The following is a 17,167-nucleotide window of genomic DNA, read 5'->3' as shown; positions in this document are numbered from 1 at the left end:
ATGACTCGCCAATCGCACTGGAATCGCGTCTACTCGACTCGGTCCGCAGAGGAGCTGAGTTGGTTCCAGGAGCACCCCGCGGTATCCATCGAGCTGATCGAGCTGGCGAGCCTCGGTCCTTCGGCGGCCGTGATCGATGTTGGCGGGGGAGACTCACTTCTGGTCGATTGGCTTCTCGAACGCGGCTACGAGGATCTTACGGTCCTCGATGTCTCCTTGGCCGCCTTGGAACGAGCCCGGCGACGGCTCGGAAACAAGGGGACCTCCGTCGATTGGGTCGAATGCGACGTCACTCGCTGGCAACCCGAACGAGTCCACGACCTCTGGCACGATCGCGCGGTGTTTCACTTCCTGACAGATGCTGCCGACCGGCAGCGCTATATCGAGGTCATGGAACGGGCGCTGAGGCCCGGTGGCCGGGCCATCGTTGCGACCTTTTCGCTCGAAGGCCCGCCGAAGTGCAGCGGCCTCGACGTTCAGCGCTACTCGGTCGAAACGTTGGCTGAAGAGCTCGGTGGGTCGTTTCGACTCGAAGGGAGTCGAGAGCAGCTCCACCAGACCCCGGCCGGCAAGAGTCAGGCGTTCATCTTCACGCTCTTTCGAAAAGCAGTCTGAGGCTTCCTCAGAAGCCCAGCTTTAGGCCCACTTTGGTGGACCAGCCGGTGTATTCGATCCGAAACGATTTCTCGGGCAGACCTTGCATAAGGGAGGGCTACGAGAGCGACAAGTGAGCGTGATGAGGCCCCAGGAAGTTTCGCCGGTTCCTTTTGCTGACTCTATCCTTGCGTGGCGTAGTGCGATCTTGCCCTCTTGACACCAAAGGCTGCAGATCACTTGGCCCCGACCACCCAGAGCGGAGAGCCCGTCTTTGTCCGGAATCTCCAACGCTTTCCTTCGGCGACGAGATACCGGGCCACCATTTCTGGGCGTGACTGGGAATTGATGAAGGAACCAGCCACTTTGATCTCCTGGCCCTTGCGGATCTTCAGACCGAGATGTTTGACGTCCCAGTTGGGTGCGACAAAGACGATGTGCCGAACCCCGTCAGCCTCGACCAGAAGCTCGTACCCCTTGTCGAGGAACTGACCGTGAGTCCGCCTGCGCACCTTGCGCACCGTCCCCTGGATTCTTGTACGGGTCCCCTGATTCCAGTCCGGGCTGTAGTAGTGCCACCCGGTACCGTGCCACAGGGGATAGCCCCATTCGTCCCTCAGTTGTGCGGTCTTTCCTCCGACAGTGATCTCAGTTGCTACGACGTAGCGATGATCGTCGTATCCTGACCAGTAGGAATCCACGATTGAGCCCTTGATCTTGACCTTCTGACCGGTGGTGAGTCGGATTCCCTGGCCTTCGAGGAACCATGATGGCCCCAGCATGGCGTAGAAGGTTTCACCCGAGTCGCTTTCCAAGAGGTGGTGCATCGAGTTTCCTGTGTGATTGCCATGCCCCCAGGAACTCCACATGCCGAGCTCCTCACGCAGGGTACCGTTGACGTTGGTGATCGCGTCAGGATCGAACCAGCGGTGGCCGTCCCAACCGGGGCCTCCGCGCCACAGCGGGTAGCCGTCGTCGTCCCGGAGCTGGACGGTTACGCCGTTGACGCTCAGAACCGTGACGATCACGTATGCCTCGGCATCATTGTGCCCGCCCATACCGCCGTGCCCACCATGGCCGCCTTGGCCTCCGTGACCGTTACGACCGTTGTCGTAGGTCTCAACGACCGAGCCGGTGAGAGTGACGCGCACACCGTCTTCGAGCGAGACTCCGGATTCCTCCAGGAACCAATCGGGCGCGAGCATCACGTTATAGAAGGAGCCGTCATCAGCCTCGAAATCGAAGCCCATGCCACCTCCAGTATGGTTCCCATGGCCACGCACCTGCCAGTCTCCGAAGGCGCCTCCGAGAGAACCGCTCAGAGTTGTGACGGTCGTGGGGTCGAAGAACATCCCCATCCCACCCTGGAATCCATGTCCTCCTCCGCCATGGGCGTGGATCGGTGTACCGATCGTCAGTACTGCTACCAGTGCAACAGTGAGTTGGATCAGGTTCTTGGAAGTCATGCGGCTCATTGTCTGTTCTCCTTGTCGCCCCATTTCGGGCGAGTCTCTGTGTTTTGGTTTGGCGACCGCAGCCAGGAAACCAAAGCCTTGGGCTATCGGCCTATGGCATTTACGGAGCCGGAGAGCTATCGAGATCTACCAGTCGAGCTCTTCTCCTTCAGGGTAGAGGCTCAAGAGGTACGCTACGAGATCGTCGAGCTGAGGGTCAGTGAGGCGATCGCCGAAGGCCGCCATGGTCAGCGGCGGCTCGGGGCCGTTCGGGTCGAGCTTGTTGACAACTGGGACTCCGGTACGAATCCGGTCTTTTAGCTCAGCGAGCGTGTAACCTTCTTTGACGTATTTCAGCGGCGGTACTTGTTCGCCGGATTCAGAGTTGCGATTGGGAACGCCACCCTCGCCACTGGCTCCATGGCATCCCCGGCAGCCATAGCGTTTGAAGAGCCTCTCGCCTCGCTGTTCCGCGCTGAGTTGGACGGAAAAGCGAAGGCTCTCAGGTCCCTGTTGGTGAACTCGCTGCAGGAAGAGCACCAGGGAGTGCGCCTCAGCGTCGGTGAATCCGTACTCGGGCATGACTGTCCCGGGTGAGACAGCTTGCGGGTCTCTGAAGTGCGAAACCAGCCAGCCCTCCGTTCGACGGGTTACGACGTGATCGAGCGATGGCCCGGTGTCTCCGCCTGAACCTCCAATCGAGTGACACCCTGCACATCCTCTTGACTCGAATAGCCGGGCACCAGACTCGGCGCTCTCGAGGATTCTCCTGGATGCGTGGTATCCGGAGACGGGTGGCATGCGTCGGCTCATCATGAAGAGCGTCAGGGCTTTGGCCTCGGTTTCGGTGAAGCCGTATCGAGGCATCGCCGATTCAGGCACAAGCTTTGAAGGGTCGAGAAAGTGTTCGACGAGCCAGTCCGGACTCCGGGGCTCTCCGTGCTGCGAATCGTCGAGGTCCGGTGCGAGCTGATTTCCCCAGCCGTCGAGTCGATGGCAGCCGCGACAGCCCGCCTCTTCGAAGAGTCGGGCACCCTCCGCGAGACGCGGTGCGGCCGGATTGTCCACAGGATCGTGGCAGCGTCCGCAGCTAGCCTCGAGGTACTCGAGCGGGAGCATCGGCTGATCCCAGAACGGGACGTTGCCGTGCGCCGCCTCGGCAGTTGTTGCTCGCCCCTGACCTGCATGGCAGACGGTACAGCCGAACCGCTCGAATGGGTGAACATCGTGATCCGGGTGATAGGAGAAGGGGAGGTTGGTTCCCGAATAGGTGGGGTCGTCGACCGCTAGATGACATGACGTACACCGATCGACGGTGCCAAGCTCGGGGACGACGATCTGTCGCAGCTCTACAGGCAGGGTCTCTGCGGCTCGCCTTTCGTCGACCGACACGGCTCTGGATGCCTCGAGCTGCCGGAACGACTGTTGATGCGCCATCCACTCCCGGCGCTCTTCCTTGAGAAAACCCAAGAGGACGAGCACGACGAGAACTGCTCCGACGGCAGCGAAAGCGCGCAGCGGCAAGAGAGGTGGCTCGGGACGTGAGGGTCGGTTGTTCATTCCTCGTTAGCCTCCGTGCCCCGCGACTGCCTGCCATGGCCAGATCCAGTCCCAGTTGGGACCGCGGAAGTAGGTCGCGACCACGGTGAGCAGCAGGAGCGCAACGAGAACCGTGATGAAGATTGCGTTCGGCAATCGCCGGTCTCTCGCAAACCACTGCCCGGGTCCGGATCGGCTTCGGTCCAGGAAGGGAACGGCCACGAGTGTTGCGACCAAGAGGGCGGGTACTACCACGCCTCCAAGGAATGCAGAGTGCGCCACCAGCTCCTGGAGCGCAAGGAAGTACCATGGCGCCTTCGCAGGGTTCGGTGGATGGACCGGGTTGGCGAGTTCCTCGAGCGGCGCATCGAAGAGGATCGCAAGAAGCAGTACAACGCCAAAAGTACCGGCGAAGAGCAGGATCTCGCGCATCAGCAGATGTGGCCAGGAGAAGACCTCATTCTGAGGATCGCTTCCAACGTGAGGTGTGGTGGCTGAGGTAAGCGCCATGAGGCCGTAGCTTTTGTCCGCGGGAGGCTGATCGCCCTCTTCTATCCTGACCTTGTTTTCATTCGGCCTCGCCAGTCCACCGTCCTTTCGGACGCGATAGAGGTGCACTGCAACGAGAAAAAGCGCGGCCGCGGGAAGCACGACGACATGCAGAACGTAGAAGCGGAGGAGGGCCGGTTGGCCCACTGCATTGCCTCCGAGGAGGAGGTACTTCGTCGTGTCTCCCACGACCGGCGCGTAGCTTGCGATGCTGGTGCCTACCGTGATCGCCCAGAAGGCCAGTTGATCCCAGGGCAAGAGGTAGCCGGTAAAGCTGAGGAAGAGTGTCAGTAGGAGAAGGGCAACGCCAACGAGCCAGTTGAACTCCCGGGGCTTCTTGTACGAGCCCATCAAGTACACACGAGCCAGGTGCAAGACAACGGCTACTACCATCAGATGAGCTGCCCAACGATGGCAGTTGCGCAGGAGTACGCCGGCCGTTACGACGAACTCGAGGTCCTTCATGCTGTCGTAGGCGCGTTCTACGGAAGGCACGTAGTCGAACATCAGGAGCACGCCAGTGACGATGAGAATGGCAAGCAAGTAGAGGGAGATGAGCCCTAGTCCAAAGGTTCTGTTCGGGCGAAGCGATTCGCGCCGGATTTTGGCGGGGTGAAGGTGAAGGACGAAGCTGGAGACCATTGCCTGTGCTCGTCCCAGATTGGTCTTGGGGATCCCAACACGGAAGACGGACTTTCGCAGTGCTGCCCACAGGTGCTCGAGGCCCCTCATGCCCGCTCTCCTTCGGGGTCGGTCGTGTCGGAACGACTGTCTGGATCCGATTCGAGCATCAGATACCGGTCGGCTGAAACCGGTCGATCGCGATCAATGACCAATCGTCCGTCGCGCGCCATGGACAGTTCGTAGCAGGGCAGGGGAGTGGGCGCGGGACCCTCGAGTACACGACCGTCCTCGTCGAAGACACTGCCGTGGCAGGGACACCGGAAACCGCGGCCAGTCTTTTCGTCTGGACTAACGGTGCAACCCAGATGAGTGCACACCGCCGACATCGCTCGATAGCCATTGCCTTTGCGCTGGATGAAGATACGAATCTCATCCAGAAACGAGTCGGTACCGTCCAGGTAGTCTGTCGGCTTGGCGGCTCGGTAGCGGAGGTTGGGTTCGTCGAGCAGATTCGGCACGAGCCCACGAAGGGCGCCGGCCGATGCCGCAAGCATCGAGCCAAGCGTTCCAACCCAGCCGAGAACAAGGAGGGTGAAATCGCGTCTGCCAACACCCTTTGGCCCTGGATGGCTTGGTGCGTCTCGAAGGACAGGGAGTTTCTCTTTCGTCATAGCCCGATTGCCTCGACTCGTTCCATGGTGACTGCGCCCACAGGACAGCGCTCCGCGCACAGGCCGCAGCGGATGCACAACGTCTCGTCCTTGAGGATGGCTGCAAAACGTTGCGGCTCCGGAGAACTGCTGTAGCGTTTGTCCAAGACGCGGTCGAGATCGCCACCATCGGCGAGTGCCGCGCTATCGACAAGAGAGAGGCAGTACTCCGGGCACACGTCCACGCAGCCCCCACATGCGACGCACTGGTCGCCGTTGAAAACGGGGCTTATGTGGCATTCAAGGCAACGAGCAGCCTGATCGAACGCTTGCCCTCGTTCGAAGGAAAGCTCGACTTCCGTCACGCCGATACGGCGGTCGATGGGTATGGTCGGAGGTTCGGCCTGGCCGGTGGTGAGAAGACTCTCTTCGACACGGCGATGCGGGAGGATAGTGGTTCGATAGCTGGGCTCTTCTACGTCTTCAAGGCCATCGAGATGTCGAGCTATGGAACGAGCTGCGCGCCGGCCCTCAGCCACCGCGTGGATGACGTTTCTTGCGCCGAAAGCGACATCGCCACCAGCGAAGACCCCGGCGCGAGTCGTAGACAGGGTGTCAGGATCACAGAGCAGGGCACCGCGTGGCGTGACCGTGAGGCCATCGTCTGGCTGAATCCAGGAAAGATTCGGGGCCTGGCCGATGGCGAGAACTACGGTTTCGGCGTCGACGATGATTCGCGAGTCTTCGTCGTAAATAGGATTGAAGCGGCCTGCGTCGTCGAAGACGGACTTGACCTGCACGAACTCCACTCCGGTGACTTTGCCGTTTCTTCCCAGAATCCTCCTCGGTCCGTATCGAGGATGGATCTTGATGGCTTCCTCGGTTGCATGAGAGATCTCGGTATAAGAGGCGGGCATTTCATCGAGGCTCTCGAGGCAGTAGACATCGACCTCGCGGACGCCGGCCCGAAGGGCTTGCCGAGCTGCATCAATCGCTACTTGCATCTCCTTCTCAGAGCCAGCGTCGGCTCTCTTGGTCATGAGGTGGAGGACTTCGCGAGCTTGACCAAGCGCCTCCCGCACTTCTCTGTCGCTAAGAGAGCTCGGATCGTCGGTGTGCCGCAGGGCTGATCGGGCTGCGTCGAGGGCGACGTTTCCTCCTCCAATGACGACAACGCGCTGGCCGAGATCGACGCGGTAGCCAAGGTGGTGGTTGAGGAGGTAGTCAATCGCCGGCATGACGCCGTCCAGGTTGGCTCCCTCGACGGTAAGCGAGCGACTCTGGTGAGCGCCGATGCCGAGGAAGATGCTCTTGAAGCCCTGCTCGTAGAGATCGGAGAGAAAGAAGTCTTGTCCCAGGCGTTGATTGGTGCGGAGTTCGATCCCGAGACTGAGAACGACGCCTATTTCGGCCTCGATGATGTCGCGCGGCAGCCTGTACTCCGGAATGCCAAGGGTCAACATTCCCCCCGCCTTGGGCGCTGCTTCGAAAACGGTGACGCTGTATCCAAGAAGGGCGAGATCGTGAGCACATGAGAGCCCGGCCGGCCCCGCCCCGATCACGGCAACACGACTGTCGCGATGTGGGGTGGGGACGGCCGGAGGAGGGCCTGAGGGACTGAAGCCAGGGGATTCGACACCAAAACGTTCACAGACGAAGCGCTTGAGCGCGCGGATGGAGACCGTCTCATCGAGTGCGCTCCTGCGACAGCGCGCCTGGCACGGAGCGTTGCAGATGCGTCCGCAAATGGATGCGAACGGATTCGGGCTTCGAGCGATCGTGTAGGCATCTTCATATCGGCCTTCCGCGATCGCCCGGACGTATCCTCCCGCGTCCGTCCGCACCGGGCAGCCCTCTCTGCAGAGAACCTGCCGGCTGAAGTACTCAACGTCGGGAACTTGAATTCGTGAAGTGTCGACCATCGATTCCGATTCAGATCTGCAAACGCAATCAGCTGCCCTGCTGGACCTTCTTCTTTTCGATGAGCTCCTTCTTGCGCACCGAAGAGTCGTACGCCAGGAACTCGAAGATCTGCTTGGCCTCTTTGGGCGCGATCCCGCTGCCTGGTTTGCGCATCATCCGCTTGACGTAGCGCGACCACTCTTCCTCGAGTGCGTAGTCTGAGTTGATCGGCCGCGCCAGCGTGTGGCACTTGGAGCATCGCTCAGCAAAGATCTCGTATTTCTGCTGCATCTCCTCGGGGTAAGTGGAGACGTCGATTGTCTGCGATCCCTTGTCGAACTCGGCAAGATCCTCCTCGCTGGAAGGGTCTTGCGCGGAGGAAGATGCGGCCACGGCAAGCAGCGCGACCACCGCGACGAGCGACCAGATCCGATTGCGCATCAGTTGTTCTCCTTCAGGTAGCGCAGTACCGCTTCGGTCTGTGCGGCAGTCATGTTGGCGCGGACCCGCATGTGGGTCATGATTACGTCCCATTCCTCGTCGCTCCGCTCCTTGGGCCAGCGCTCCGAATGGCACGTTCCGCAGCTCCAGGCGTACACCTTTGCTCCGTCAAGAGCGGGGCTGGCGGAGGGCTTTGAGCTTTCTTGCACTTCCGTCTCTGTCGAGGCGGCTGCCTCGTCGGTAGCGATCGCGATCGAAACTGCAGCTCCCGTCAACAGGAGGAAGCATGCAACTACCGCCAGAGCGTTCCGGTTTTGTTGTTTCAGCATGGTCTGAACTCCTTCGTTTCTAGAATCCGAGGGCGAACATCACGTTGACGGCATCCTCTGCCGCGTGTCCGGTTTCCTCGAGCCGCTCCCAGGCGACTCGCAGTACGCTCGATCCGGTGAAGTAGTAGTTGAGGCCGACGGACGTTTGGTCACGGTCGGCAGCGCCCCAGTCGAGGTGGGCTATGCGTGCAACCAGCTCGAGCTTGTTGAAGGCGTAGGAGGGGATAACGGAGAGTCTCAGCGACGGCTGGATGTACCAGGACTCCACTTCCTGGTCATGCAGGGCATCTCCATGATCGTCAAACCCGCGCTCGGTTTGGGAGTCCAACCACTCCCCACGAACATCGAAGAGATCGTGGTGATACGTGAAGTCGAACCCCGTCATTGTTGAGTCGAGTTCACCGAACTCGTCGTAACTCCCTGAGAGGTAGGAGGCGCCAATCTCGAAGCCTTGCGCCGGGATTACTGACACACGCCCGCCGAGTGCGGTGTCTTTGTTGTTGTTGAAGGAGGAACCGTCGAGAAAGATCAGCTCCTCCTCTTCCTCTTCGCCATGCCCCTCACCCTCATCGTCGCCGCCGCTCGTGGAGAACTCAGCCATGGAGAAGACGTCGTCGTGACCATCCTCCTCGAGCTCCTCCTCTTCCTCCTCGTGCCCATGACCGGAGACTTGGAATCCGTTCGAGACGAAGAGTGAGTAGGTGAATCGTCGATAGCCGTCTCCCAGGGGAATGCCACCTCGTAGCTGCGCGCCGGTTTGGCCAAAGGGCACCAGGCTCTGCCCGTGTTGATAGGGCAGTGGGAACGTCGGTAGCTTGTTGATCCACGCAGGGTGGAGCTTCTCGATGAAGCTGCCAAATGGCGTCAGGAACTTGCCCATGACGACGGTGGCGTTATCGTGAGCCAGCCAGTCGATCTGGGCGTATTCGACCTCGGTCTCGACGGCGTCGTCTTCGAATTCGAACTCCAGCTCCGCCTCGAAGAGGAATTTGTCCGAGATTCTGTAGAGAAATATCGGTACGAAGCCGGTATTGAAGGACTCCGTTCCGTCCTCGCCGTCGGAGTCGACGTATGTCGTGAAACCGTAGCCAGTTAGCAGGAATCGATTCTCGCCTGATGAGCTTGCGCTCTGAGCGGATGCCGGAAGCGTTCCGGCGAGTAGGGCCAGGCCCACGATAAGAGATCTTGTTGCTCTTTTCTGCATAGCACCCTCCTGAAGATGGGAGTGTGGTCGGTTTGCCATGCGGCAAGACTAGGGATCGCAGTTGCTCAGGACAATCGGCAAAGTTCATGATTTTTGCCGTCAGAACTCATGAGGAGGCAGGTAAGAGTTGATTGCGCTACAGGCCTCCTTCTGCTACATTCCACGCGAATGCCCAAGAAGAACTCCGACCTGCTGTACTTCTCAGTACTTTTTCTGCTGGCCTTTTTTGCTGGGCCGGTCATCGCAGGTCCGTGTCTTGCGCTGGAAGACTGCACCATGGCCGTGACACCCGACTGCGGCGACGAACACGGTGAGTCGATGGACTCCTGGTGCTGCGATGTAACAGGACTATCGGAGTCGAATCGGCAGACCATCAAGCTGCTGTCTTCGTCGCTGATCGCTGCCATTCCGCAAATCGTCGGCGATGGCGAGAGCAGCATCTCGTCGCGAGAAGGTTTGCCCGGGTCACACGCTCCCCCTTTGCGCGACGGCCCCCTCTTCGTTCTTCACAGCAGCTTCCTGATCTGATCGCCACGTTCGAGTGAGCGACTACCGCCTGCGTTTCGACGTTGGCGGTAAGTGCTATTCGAGCGACGAGTTTGTTGGACGTTTTCGTCCAGCGGGCTCGTCATAAGTGGAGAGTCAGATCAAGGAGTGAGCAAAGTGAATATAGAAGTTGTGAGGGGCATGCGATTGACGACCGCCGTTGGATTGCATTTGCCCCACCATTGCGGGGAGCAAGCGCTCCCTACAGAGTCCGAGGTGAAGGGTGCCTGCCTGGAATCCGGCTGATATCGCGGCAGGGACCGCTGATCCGGCCTTCGTTTCTGACGAACATGGAGTTGTTCTCGGCTGGAACGATGCGGCTGGACGACTCCTCGGACGGACAGCTGACGAAGTCGTGGGAAGCCCGTGTCATGAGGTCCTGTGCGGTCTGGACACCTTCGGCAATCGCTACTGTGACAAGGACTGCGCAATCATGAAGATGGGCCTGCGCAAGGAGGCGTCGCGTTTGTTCGTGCTGAACGTGCGACACGCCTCTGGCCAGCGGCTTCCGTTGAGAGTCACCGTACTGCAGTTGCCAACCGATCAGGCAGAGCACTACTTGATGGTCCATGTCCTGCTTCCGGCAGAAGTTCCCGGCAGGCGGTCGCAGAACGGCATGGAAGGGTCTGGATTTCAGTCCAGCCTCAGCAGCGGCGAGGGTCTTTCCTCTCCGGAAATGGAGAGGATTCGCAGCCTCACCCCTCGTGAGACGGAGGTTCTTGGCCTGTTGGCCTCGGGAAATGCCTCCCAGGACGTGGCCAACGAACTCTTCATTAGCCTTACGCCGGTGAGGACGCACATCCAGAACATCCTGAAGAAGCTCGAAGTGCACAGCCAGCTGGAGGCCGTCGCCCTGGCCTTCAAGAGAGGACTGATCTAGATGTCGCAACATATCGCCAACTGCGTGGTACTTAGTCCGGAGGGCGAAAAATCATCAGTTTTGATGATTGCGTATTCAGTTGGCGCCTCATACGCTCTTGCCCGAGCGAGAGGCAGTGCCCCGGAACGGCAGCCGCCTCTCAGAGTTGACACGAAGAAACGCTTTGTATGATCCCCGGCCCATGAAACGACTCAATCGCTACATCGCCTTTTGCGCTGGCGTACTGCTTTTGGCAGCGCCCGCTGCTTGGGCATGCGGTCAGATCGGTGAGATGTCGGCGGAATGCGACATGCCCGAGATGGCAGGTTCCATGGGTGGCACGGCTATGTGCCACGACGGCGGTCAGATGGCGGATGACTGTTGCGACGTCGGGCCGGCGCCTGACACGGCGCAGGCGATCTCGTTCCAGAGTCTCAAGCTTCTGACGACCCTGGTAGCAGTAGATCTTCAGGAGGTGGCACCCCCAGCGCCCGCGGCGTTGTCACCAGATCTCTTGTCGGCAGACGGCTTCCGCCTGCACGATCTCGGGCGCTACACGCTTTTCTCGTCTTTCCTACTCTGATTCTCCTCTGAAGAGAGCTGTGTCGGATCGTCCCGCAGTGGGGCGGTCTAGACGTCCACAGGATTTCTTTGGAGGAGTTTCATGTTTTTTGGAAGACAGTTATTTGCGGTGATCTTATTGCCGGTCACGTTCCTGGCGGCGACAGAGCTGCTGGCGCAGGACTCGGCTGATCATCGTCCGGGCTCAACGGCCCCATCCAGCGCGTCCGCTTCGGAGCGGATCCTGGAGAACATTGAAGAACCTGCTCTGCGGGAGTTGGTAGGCGAGATCCTGGATCGAAACCCAGGTGTTGCTGCTGCGAAGGCCCGAGCTCGAGCGGCGGCTCTCGAGGCGCCTCAAGTCAAGGCGCTTCCAGACCCGGTTGCCAGCTTGACCGCGTTCTTGGGAACGCCTGAAACCCGAACGGGCCCTCAGCGTCTCTCAGCGGGCTACTTCCAGGGGCTGCCGTGGGTCGGGAAGCTGGCTCTCAAGGAGCAAGCAGCCCTCTACGGCGCCGCGGCGTTAGAAGCGGAGGTCGAGGCGAAGGAGTTGACGCTGGTCACAGAGGCCAGGCGTCTTTACCACGAGCTTTCATTTCTCAATCGGTTCGAGGTGATTACGGAGGAGTACCGCACGCACCTGCTGCAGCATGAGGAAATCTCCCGAGCCCGCTACTCGACAGGAGTTGGACTGGGCCAAGGTGTTGTGAAGCTCCAAGCGGAGATCACGAAGGTCGAAAGAGAACTGCTAGACATCGAAGCGAGACGTGTGGCGCTCTCGGCGCAGATCAATGCGCTTCGTGACCGCTCGGCGTTGGCCTCGCCGCCGAATGATCTCTTGCCTGAGGTGCTGGAGATTGAGCTGGATCACAGTGTTCTTCTCGAAACAGCTCTCCGCTATCGACCGGAGCTTGCCGCAGCGAACGCCAGGATTTCGCGCGCTGACGCTCTGATCCGGCTGGCCGAAAAAGGCTACCGGCCAGACTTCAAGGTTGGATTGACCTACACGATTGTCGATCCGCGCGACGATGCGCCGGGCCGACTTCAGCCCCCAGAAGGGAACGGCGAGGACATCATCGGGCTTCAGGGTGGGATCACTCTCCCGATCTGGCGCAAGAAGCTCGCGGCGGGAGTGGAAGAAGCCGTCGAGCTCGAGCGCGCCGCAAGAGAGGCCAGGCGGGACGTCGCTGCCTCGATTGACTCTGCTGTTGGCGATCTGACCCTTCGGGTGCCGCTCAGCTGGCGCCAGCTGCGGCTTGTCGAAGACCTCCTGGTTGTTCAGGCGGAAGAGGCCCTCGAATCTGCCCAGGCCGGATACATCGCCGGGACCCTGAATGCCCTGGATCTGTTGGATGCGGAACATGTGCTCTTCCAGGCACATACCGCAGTGGCCCGCGCCAAGACCGACTATCTCGTCGGCATAGCGAAGCTCGAGGGAGCACTTGGCGAATCTCTATCGAACACGACAACTACGGAGTGATTTGAGTCATGACAAAGGAAAACAAGCGCGCAGGAGGAGCAAAGCGATGGCTCGGATCACTTCTTTGGGTCGGGGTCGGCTTTGCGCTCTCTTTCATTCTCTTCTTCGATCCCCTGAGTATCCACCCGGTTGACGATTGGCTTCGCCCAACCGCGGATTCGCGAATGAGCGGGGAAGGTGTTGCAGCGGCGAGTGAGGAGCAGGGCGGTCTGTGGACGTGCTCGATGCATCCACACATTCTGGAGGACGAGCCAGGTGAGTGCCCGATATGTGGCATGACGTTGGTTCGCGTCCGAGATGGCGGCAGCGTGGCAGGCAGCCCGGCGAGTGGTGAAAGAGAGATTCTCTTCTATCGCAACCCGATGGATCCGACGATCACCTCTCCCGTGCCGGCGAAGGACGAGATGGGTATGGACTACGTGCCTGTCTTCGCCGAAGAAGCTGAGTCCATCACTAGCGGAGAGAGGGAGATTCTCTTCTATCGCAATCCGATGGATCCGACGATCTCGTCGCCGGTTCCGGCGAAGGACGAGATGGGTATGGACTACGTTCCCGTCTATTCGGACGAAGTCGATCAAGCGATGGGCGCAGGGACGACCGTGACCATCGATTCAGCGGTAGTCCAGAACATGAACGTCCAAAGTGCCCTGGCCGAGCGCCGTGATCTGACCCACGACATTCGAACCGTCGGCTATCTGGAGTACGACCAGGAACGGATGGTCACGGTGACCACCAAGTACTCGGGTTGGGTGGAGAAGGTGTACGTCAACTACGTCGGCGAGCCGGTCAGGAAGGGCCAGCCGCTGTTCGAGATCTACTCGCCCGAACTCGTCCAGACCGAGCAGGAGCTCCTGTCTGCCATCGCCTACGCCAAGAAGTTCAAAGAATCAGATAACGAGGCCCGTCGAAGGGCCGAGGGCTTGGTCGAAGCGGCTCGGACTCGTCTTTCTTACTGGGACATCGCCCCGGAGCAGATTGCCCGGCTGGAGGAGACCGGCGAGATATTCCGAACGCTCAAGGTGGTCGCACCATCGAGCGGTCTAGTGATGAAACGGATGCCGGGCTTGGAGGGTATGGCAGTCAAGCCGGGCATGGAGACCTACCACATCGCCAATCTTTCCTCGCTCTGGCTTTCCGTCGAGATTTTCGAGAATCAGGTGGCCTGGATCCGCGAAAACACGTCGGCGGAGGTGGTGTTCACGTACTTCCCGGGCGAGACCTTTCGAGGCAGGGTCCGCTTCATTGAGCCGGAATTCTCAGAGAAGACCCGGACGCTCAGGGTGAAGCTCGAAGTTCCAAATCCAGGCCGTCGACTGCGGGCCGGCATGTTCGCAACGGTGACTTTCCAGCCCGTTGCGGCACGTGGAGCCATAACGGTGCCCTCATTGTCGGTGCTTCGAACGGGGCAGCGCAACGTGGTCGTCGTGGATCTTGGCGAAGGGCGATTCAGTCCTCGTGAGGTAGTTCTGGGGCATCAAGGGTCGCAGTACGTCGAGGTCTTGGAGGGCCTCGAGGACGGTGATCGCGTGATCACGTCGGCTCAGTTCCTCATTGATTCTGAGGCGAGCCTGCAAGAAGCAATACAGAAGATGATTGCTCAGAAGCAGGCGGCAGCATCTGACCAGGGGGAGGGCGACCATGCTGAATAAGCTGATCGAGTGGTCCCTCAGGAACCAGTTGATGGTGACTGTGGGTCTCATCCTGGCCATTCTGGCGGGTGTCTGGGCGATTCGGGAGACCAGGATCGACGCGATTCCGGATCTCTCTGACGTCCAGGTGATCATCTTCACCGAGTTTTCGGGGCAGGCGCCGCAGGTGGTCGAAGATCAGGTCACATACCCGATTACCACCAAGATGCTGGCCGTGCCCTACGCCAAGGTAGTTCGGGGTTACTCGTTCTTCGGTTTCTCCTTCGTCTACGTGATCTTCGAGGACGGGACCGACCTCTACTGGGCTCGTTCGCGAGTCCTGGAGTACCTCTCTGGGCTTGCCAGTGAGCTGCCGCAGGGCATCTCGCCGCAACTCGGGCCGGATGCGACCGGCGTGGGGTGGGCGTTCATGTACGTACTCAACTCCGATGAGCGTTCACTGGCTGACCTCAGGAGCTACCAGGATTGGTATCTCAAGTACGCCCTCTCTTCGGTTGAAGGTGTGGCGGAGGTCGCTTCGATCGGTGGATTCGTACGCCAATACCAGGTCGAGGTCGATCCGGTGCGGCTGCGCGCGTACGGTCTGCCGCTGCAGGCAGTCCGCCGCGCGATTCAACGGTCGAATATCGAAGTTGGTGGTCGCTTGGTGGAGATGTCGGAGCGTGAGTTCATGGTGCGGGGCCGCGGCTACATCAAGGAGATTCGAGATCTGGAAGCTGTGGTGCTCGGAAGCGGTGCCGGTGGTGTTCCGATTCTCCTCCAGGATGTCGCCAACATCACTATTGGTCCTGAAATCAGGCGCGGATTGGCCGACTGGAATGGAGAAGGCGAAACTGTCGGTGGAGTCATTGTTGTTCGCTGGGGCGCAGACACACTCTCGACCATCGCCAGAGTCAAGGAGCGCCTAGCGGAACTGCAGGCGGGCCTGCCAGAGGATGTCGAGATTTCGGTCGCCTACGATCGCACCGGCTTGATCGAGCGCTCGATCGAGACGCTGACCCACACTCTTGTCGAGGAATCGATTGTCGTGGCGTTGGTCTGCCTCGTTTTCCTGTTCCACTTCCGCTCGGCGTTTGTCGCCATCGTGTCAATCCCCGTCTCGATTCTTCTCGCCTTCGTGATCATGAAGTTCCAGGGCTTAGGCGCGAACATCATGTCGCTCGGTGGGATCGCCATTTCTATCGGTGTGCTGGTAGATGCGGCGGTCATCATGGTTGAGAACGCCCACAAGCACTACGAGGAGTGGCGCGGTAAGCGATCCCACTTCGAGATCATTTTGCGCTCTGCGCAGGAGGTGGGGCCGACACTCTTCTTCACCCTTTTGGTGATTACCGTTTCCTTTCTGCCGATCTTTACTCTCGAAGCGCAGGAAGGGAGGCTCTTCAAGCCCCTCGCCTTCACCAAGACCTATGCCATGGGTCTTTCGTCGATTGTCGCGGTGACGATCATTCCAGTACTCATGTTCTGGTTCGTGCGCGGCAAGATCTTCAGCGAGAAGCGGCATCCTGTTTCCCGGTTCCTGCGTTTCCTCTACACGCCAGTGCTGAATCTGGCACTCAAATGGCGCTGGGGGGTGATTCTGCTGATGGTGGTGATCCTGGCGCTGACCTTGATTCCATTGAAGACGATCGGGTCGGAGTTCATGCCGCCGCTGTGGGAAGGCGATCTTCTGTACATGCCCACGACTTTTCCGGGGATCTCGATTACCAAGGCTCGGGAGATTCTCCAGCAGACCGACAAGATCATCAGTTCATTCCCTGAGGTCGAATCGGTGCTCGGCAAGGTCGGGCGGGCGGAGACAGCAACGGATCCGGCGCCGCTATCGATGCTCGAGACGACAATCGTCCTCAAGGATCCAAAGGAGTGGCGCCCTGGTATCACCAAGGATGACCTGATCGCTGAGCTTGACGCGGCCATTCAGTTCCCAGGTGTCACCAACGCCTGGACGATGCCGATCAAGACGCGCATCGACATGCTGTCGACCGGCATCAAGACGCCGGTTGGAATCAAGATAGCCGGTGCTGATCTATCTGAGCTGGAACGCATCGGGAAGGAAGTAGAGGCGGTCGTCAAGCCTCTACCGGGCACGCTCTCGGCGTATGCGGAACGCGTGATGGGCGGGAGTTATCTCGACTTCGATATCGACCGCCAGGCGGCCGCCAGGTTTGGGTTGACTGTTGGCGACATTCAGGACGTCATCCAGTCGGCGGTCGGGGGGATGAATGTTTCCTGGACCGTAGAGGGACTCGAGCGCTACCCAATCAATGTTCGTTATCCGAGGGAGCTTCGTGACAACCCGATTGCTCTCCGAGAGATCCTGGTTGCCTCGCCGACGGGTGCGCAAGTGCCGCTCGGGCAGCTCGCCGAGATCCAGCTTCGTCAGGGCCCACCAGGCATCAAGTCAGAGAACGCTCGGCCAAACGCGTGGGTGTATGTAGATCTGCGTGGAATCGACGTGGGTTCCTGGGTCAAGCGGGCACAGCAGGAGGTGGCAGAGCGGGTCGAGTTGCCTGCCGGCTACACGATCTTCTGGTCGGGGCAGTACGAGTACATGCAACGAGCACGTGCTCGCTTGCTACTGATCGTGCCTCTCACCTTGGCAGTGATCTTCTTGATTCTCTACTTCCATTTGAAATCGATTGTCAAGACCGCGATCGTGCTGTCGGCAATCCCGTTCGCGCTGGTCGGATCGATCTGGCTTCTGGCGGCACTCGATTACAACTGGTCGATCGCCGTCTGGGTGGGAATGATCGCTCTCGCCGGCCTCGCCGCCGAGACCGGGGTCG

General features: G+C 59.9%; 15 protein-coding genes. 7 read left to right on the top strand and 8 right to left on the bottom strand.

What is annotated here, in order from left to right; genetic code table 11:
• Nucleotides 1-615, top strand: a complete 615-nt coding sequence (locus HKN37_13805; protein ID NNE47724.1) for a class I SAM-dependent methyltransferase — start codon at nt 1-3, stop codon at nt 613-615.
• Nucleotides 616-830: 215 nt separating this feature from the next.
• Here HKN37_13805 and HKN37_13800 read toward each other — a convergent pair whose 3' ends face one another.
• The 8 genes from HKN37_13800 to HKN37_13765 all read right to left on the bottom strand — a co-directional run bounded on the left by HKN37_13800 (nt 831) and on the right by HKN37_13765 (nt 9,286).
• The gene (locus HKN37_13800) at nt 831-2,069 is read right to left on the bottom strand and encodes a hypothetical protein (GenBank protein NNE47723.1); all 1,239 of its coding nucleotides are present in this window, start codon (nt 2,067-2,069) and stop codon (nt 831-833) included.
• Between the two features lie 126 nt (nt 2,070-2,195).
• Entirely contained in the window at nt 2,196-3,608 is a 1,413-nt protein-coding gene (locus HKN37_13795) for a c-type cytochrome (protein ID NNE47722.1), read from the bottom strand.
• Nucleotides 3,609-3,614: 6 nt separating this feature from the next.
• Nucleotides 3,615-4,868 carry a DUF4405 domain-containing protein gene (locus HKN37_13790; GenBank protein ID NNE47721.1) on the bottom strand — a complete coding sequence of 418 codons (1,254 nt, stop codon included), beginning with the start codon at nt 4,866-4,868 and terminating at the stop codon, nt 3,615-3,617.
• Nucleotides 4,865-5,431, bottom strand: coding sequence for a Rieske (2Fe-2S) protein (locus HKN37_13785; GenBank protein NNE47720.1), 567 nt, complete (start codon nt 5,429-5,431; stop codon nt 4,865-4,867). The genes HKN37_13790 and HKN37_13785 overlap by 4 nt, the downstream gene beginning before the upstream one ends.
• A complete protein-coding gene (locus HKN37_13780) occupies nt 5,428-7,332 on the bottom strand; it encodes an FAD-dependent oxidoreductase (GenBank protein NNE47719.1) in 1,905 nt (634 codons plus the stop codon). Before HKN37_13780 ends, HKN37_13785 begins: the two co-directional genes overlap by 4 nt.
• Nucleotides 7,333-7,360: 28 nt before the next feature.
• Nucleotides 7,361-7,753, bottom strand: a complete 393-nt coding sequence (locus tag HKN37_13775) for a photosystem P840 reaction-center cytochrome c-551 (GenBank protein NNE47718.1) — start codon at nt 7,751-7,753, stop codon at nt 7,361-7,363.
• Nucleotides 7,753-8,082, bottom strand: coding sequence for a hypothetical protein (locus tag HKN37_13770; protein ID NNE47717.1), 330 nt, complete (start codon nt 8,080-8,082; stop codon nt 7,753-7,755). The genes HKN37_13775 and HKN37_13770 overlap by 1 nt, the downstream gene beginning before the upstream one ends.
• A 19-nt stretch (nt 8,083-8,101) precedes the next feature.
• Nucleotides 8,102-9,286, bottom strand: coding sequence for a hypothetical protein (locus tag HKN37_13765; GenBank protein ID NNE47716.1), 1,185 nt, complete (start codon nt 9,284-9,286; stop codon nt 8,102-8,104).
• Nucleotides 9,287-9,454: 168 nt separating this feature from the next.
• Between HKN37_13765 and HKN37_13760 the strand changes: the two genes are divergently transcribed.
• The 6 genes from HKN37_13760 to HKN37_13735 form a co-directional block, all read left to right on the top strand.
• Nucleotides 9,455-9,814 (top strand): hypothetical protein, encoded by a 360-nt coding sequence (locus HKN37_13760; protein NNE47715.1) that lies wholly within the window; start codon nt 9,455-9,457, stop codon nt 9,812-9,814.
• Nucleotides 9,815-10,055: 241 nt separating this feature from the next.
• Complete coding sequence (locus HKN37_13755; protein NNE47714.1) at nt 10,056-10,712, top strand: PAS domain-containing protein; 657 nt, start codon at nt 10,056-10,058, stop codon at nt 10,710-10,712.
• Nucleotides 10,713-10,893: 181 nt separating this feature from the next.
• Nucleotides 10,894-11,274, top strand: coding sequence for a hypothetical protein (locus HKN37_13750; GenBank protein ID NNE47713.1), 381 nt, complete (start codon nt 10,894-10,896; stop codon nt 11,272-11,274).
• An 81-nt stretch (nt 11,275-11,355) separates the two neighbouring features.
• Entirely contained in the window at nt 11,356-12,732 is a 1,377-nt protein-coding gene (locus tag HKN37_13745) for a TolC family protein (protein NNE47712.1), read from the top strand.
• Nucleotides 12,733-12,740: 8 nt separating this feature from the next.
• Nucleotides 12,741-14,381: an efflux RND transporter periplasmic adaptor subunit gene (locus tag HKN37_13740; protein NNE47711.1), complete on the top strand. Its 1,641-nt coding sequence runs from the start codon at nt 12,741-12,743 to the stop codon at nt 14,379-14,381.
• Nucleotides 14,371-17,167: efflux RND transporter permease subunit (locus HKN37_13735; GenBank protein NNE47710.1), on the top strand; the 2,797-nt coding region annotated here is incomplete at its 3' end. The genes HKN37_13740 and HKN37_13735, both read left to right, overlap by 11 nt.

Source organism: Rhodothermales bacterium (genome assembly GCA_013002345.1).
Lineage (GTDB): Bacteria > Bacteroidota > Rhodothermia > Rhodothermales > JABDKH01 > JABDKH01.
This window is presented reverse-complemented; position numbering and strand designations above follow the sequence as displayed.